The 3,383-nt window shown below is 59.4% G+C and carries 3 protein-coding genes; all 3 read left to right on the forward strand.

The genetic code is table 11. The annotated features are described in order from the left end of the window. The first annotated feature begins 134 nt into the window (after positions 1 to 134). The 3 genes from WAW39_RS19290 to hflC are packed head-to-tail and all read left to right on the forward strand — an operon-like array spanning position 135 to position 3,194. Positions 135 to 1,103 (forward strand): NAD-dependent epimerase/dehydratase family protein, encoded by a 969-nt coding sequence (locus WAW39_RS19290; protein ID WP_422320798.1) that lies wholly within the window; start codon positions 135 to 137, stop codon positions 1,101 to 1,103. Between the two features lie 37 nt (positions 1,104 to 1,140). Beyond that, entirely contained in the window at positions 1,141 to 2,142 is a 1,002-nt protein-coding gene (hflK, locus tag WAW39_RS19295; RefSeq protein ID WP_422320799.1) for an FtsH protease activity modulator HflK, read from the forward strand. Continuing rightward, the gene (hflC, locus tag WAW39_RS19300; protein WP_422320800.1) at positions 2,139 to 3,194 is read left to right on the forward strand and encodes a protease modulator HflC; all 1,056 of its coding nucleotides are present in this window, start codon (positions 2,139 to 2,141) and stop codon (positions 3,192 to 3,194) included. The genes hflK and hflC overlap by 4 nt, the downstream gene beginning before the upstream one ends. The last annotated feature ends 189 nt before the right edge of the window (positions 3,195 to 3,383 follow it).

Here is a 3,383-nt window from a genome sequence, read left to right on the forward strand (position 1 = left end):
GAGGTGGCGTGCATTGGCGCGGCCCATGTTGCCGAGTCCGACGAATCCGATCTTGTGTCCTGTGAGAGGCTTGCTCATGTCGGGGCGAACTCACATCAGGCGGTGCCTGATGGCAAACCCTTCCCTACTCAACCATGAAAATCATCATCACCGGCGGCGGCGGCTTCCTTGGCTCCCAACTTGCGCAGAAACTTTTGGAACGCGGCACGTGGTGCGGAGAGGCGATCACGGAGATGGTGCTGCTGGATGCGTTTTTCCGTGGGGAGCCGACGGATGCGCGGGTGAAGCATGTGAAGGGTGACATTGGCGACCGGGCGACGGTGCTGGCGGCGACGGGAGCGAAGTTTGACGTGATCTTTCACCTGGCCTCGATGGTGAGCGGGGAGTGTGAGGAGAGATTTGATGATGCGATGCGGGTGAATCTGGAGGGCGGGCGCAATGTGTTTGAGGCGGCGCGTGCGGCGGAAGGGCGGCCGCGGGTGGTGTTTGCGAGCAGTGTGGCGGTTTATGGCGGGCTGGACATGTCGCAGCTGATGTCTGACGTGACGAAGCAACTGCCGCAGACGACCTACGGCATGACGAAGGCGATGTGCGAGATGATGGTGAATGATCACACGCGCAAAGGTCACTTTGACGGGCGCAGTGTGCGGCTGCCGACGGTGATCGTGAGGCCGGGCAAGCCGAATGCGGCGGCATCGAGCTGGGCGAGCGGGATGTTTCGTGAGCCGCTCAATGGTGAGGCGTGCATGCTGCCGATCCGGCGGGATCAGCCGCATCCGATGACGGGTTACAGGACGGTGATTGAGTCGTTCATCTATTTGAGTGAAGTGGCGGAGGAGAAGCTGGGCAAGGACCGGGCGTATGTGCTGCCGGCACACCGTGTGACACCGAACATTGCGGAGAAGGTGATCCAGGAAGTGGCGGCGGAACGCGGGATCACGCTGGGGCCGATCGTGGATGCATTTGATGCGCGGATTCAGGGGATCGTGGACAACTGGCCGCAGCAGGTGGATGGCGCGCGGGCGGAGGCGATTGGTCTGCCGAGGCCGCCGGAGCTGAAGGTGATCGTGGAACAATATGTGGCGGACTTTGGAATGAAGTAGGCTTTGCCGTGACGGTGGAATGCAGTAGCCTCACCGCATGAGTGAGATACGACCTTTTGCGAATGCGCCGCAGATAAGCTTCAACCCGCGCCTGATACTCACGGGGGTGATCGGACTGTTTTTGGCGGTCGGCCTATTCTCGGGGGTGTATCAGGTGCCGGCGGAGTCGGTGGCGGTGGTGCAGCGGTTTGGCGGTTACTTGAAAACGGAGACGCCGGGCCTGCACTTCAAGCTGCCGTGGGGCATCGACCAGATCACGCTGGTGGAGATTTTGCGGCAGCAGAAGCTGGAGTTTGGCTTTGGCACGCAGGGGGCGACCAATCCGTATCAGTATTCGGACACTCGAGATCAGGAGGAGGAAAAGACGATGGTGACCGGCGACCTGAACACGGCGCTGGTGGAATGGGTGGTGCAGTACCACATCAGTGATCCGGTGGCGTATGTGTTTAATTTTCGTGAGCCGGTGCCTACGCTGCGAGATCTTTCCCAAGCGGTGATGCGCGAGGTGGTGGGTGACCGTACGGTGGATGAGGTGCTGACGATTGGGCGTCAGGAAATGGAAACCCGATGTGCTGAACGCCTGCGCGAACTGGTGGCGACGCTGAACATGGGCGTGCGGATTGATCAGATCCAGCTGGGCAACATCAACCCGCCGGCGGATGTGCAGGCGAGCTTCAGCGATGTGAACCGTGCGAAGCAGGAGAAGGAGTCTGCGATCAACACGGCGAGCGGGAATTATTATCAGATCATTCCCAAGGCGCGTGGTGAGGCGGAGCAGAAGATCAAGGGCGCTGAGGGCTATGCGGCCAAGCGTGTGAACGAAGCGGAGGGTGATGCGGCTCGTTTCAAGTCTGTGCTGGCGGAGTACCTGAAGGCGCCGGAGGTGACGAAGAAGCGCCTGTATTTGGAAACGATGGGAGAGGTGCTGTCGCAAGTGCCAGGCAAGATCATTTTGGATGACAAGGCCTCCTCATTTCTACCGCTCATGAATCTCCGCCAGGCGGAACCGCAAACCAACCCTGCCCCTGCCACACGATGAAAGCTTCTCTTGTTTTGATAATTGTCCTCGCACTGGGGATCGTGGCGAGCTCCGGTTTGTACACCGTGAGCGAGACGGAGCAGGTGGTGATCACGCAGTTTGGCAAGCCGGTGGGAGAGTCGATCCTTAAGGCCGGACTGCACTGGAAGACGCCGTTTGTACAGACCGTGAACCGACTGGACAAGCGGGTGCTGGAATGGGACGGGCCATCGGCCAACATGACGACAAAGGACAAGGTCATCGTGGTGGTGGATGTGTTTGGGCGCTGGGAGATCAGCGACCCGCTGGTGTTTTTCCGCCAGCTGACGGACGAGCGCCGTGCGCTGTCGCGGCTGGATGACATTCTGGCGAGCGAGACGCGCATCGTGATCGCGAAGCATGACTTCATCGAAGCGGTGCGCACGACGAAGGACCGCAAGGCGATCCGTGATGTGGCCAACACGACCACGACGGGCAGCGCGCCTTCGAGTGCGGATTCACGCCTGGGTGTGCTGCCGCCGATCATTTACGGACGTGTGGAACTTGAGGAGGAGGTGCTGAAGAATGCGGTTCCGAAGATCGAGGGGTATGGCATCCGGCTGCTGGATGTGCGTTTCAAGCGCATCGACTACGATCCTTCGGTAAGCCAGTCGATCCACCAGCGGATGATTTCCGAGCGTGAGCAGATTGCCAAGCTGCACCGTGCGGAAGGCGAAGGCGAGGCGGCGAAGATCAACGGTGAGCGTGAGCGTGATCTGGCGACCATTGAGTCTGAAGCGTACCGCAAGGTGCAGGAGATGGAAGGCACTGCGGATGCGAAGGCGACGGAGATTTATGCGAAGGCGTACAACCAGACGCCAGAAGCTGCGCAGCTGTTTGAGTTTTTGAAGACGATGGAGACGTACAAGCAGTTGATCACGGCGGATACGACGATGATCTTCACGACAGAGAGCGAGCTGTTTCGCTTTTTGAAGTCGAGCAATCCGCAGGCGGTTAAACCGGCGGCGGGGGCGGCGAGCGGGGAGTTTACGCCGCTGCACAAGCTGCCGACGCTGATGGAAGTGGGGCGGTGAGGTGACCTAAGGCAGAACGGGCTGAAGACCTAACTACGAACTCGGACCGGCTTCCTCCTTCGCTAGAGCATTTTAAATAATTATATAGCCATCCGGGTAGAGGCCTGCTATAAAGTGGTATGGCAACACTCTCTCTGGATTTACGTGAACGCATTGTCAGCGCCTATGACAAAGGTGAAGGCACGCGTG

Origin of the sequence: Prosthecobacter sp. (genome assembly GCF_049294395.1) — a bacterium.
GTDB lineage: Bacteria > Verrucomicrobiota > Verrucomicrobiia > Verrucomicrobiales > Verrucomicrobiaceae > Prosthecobacter.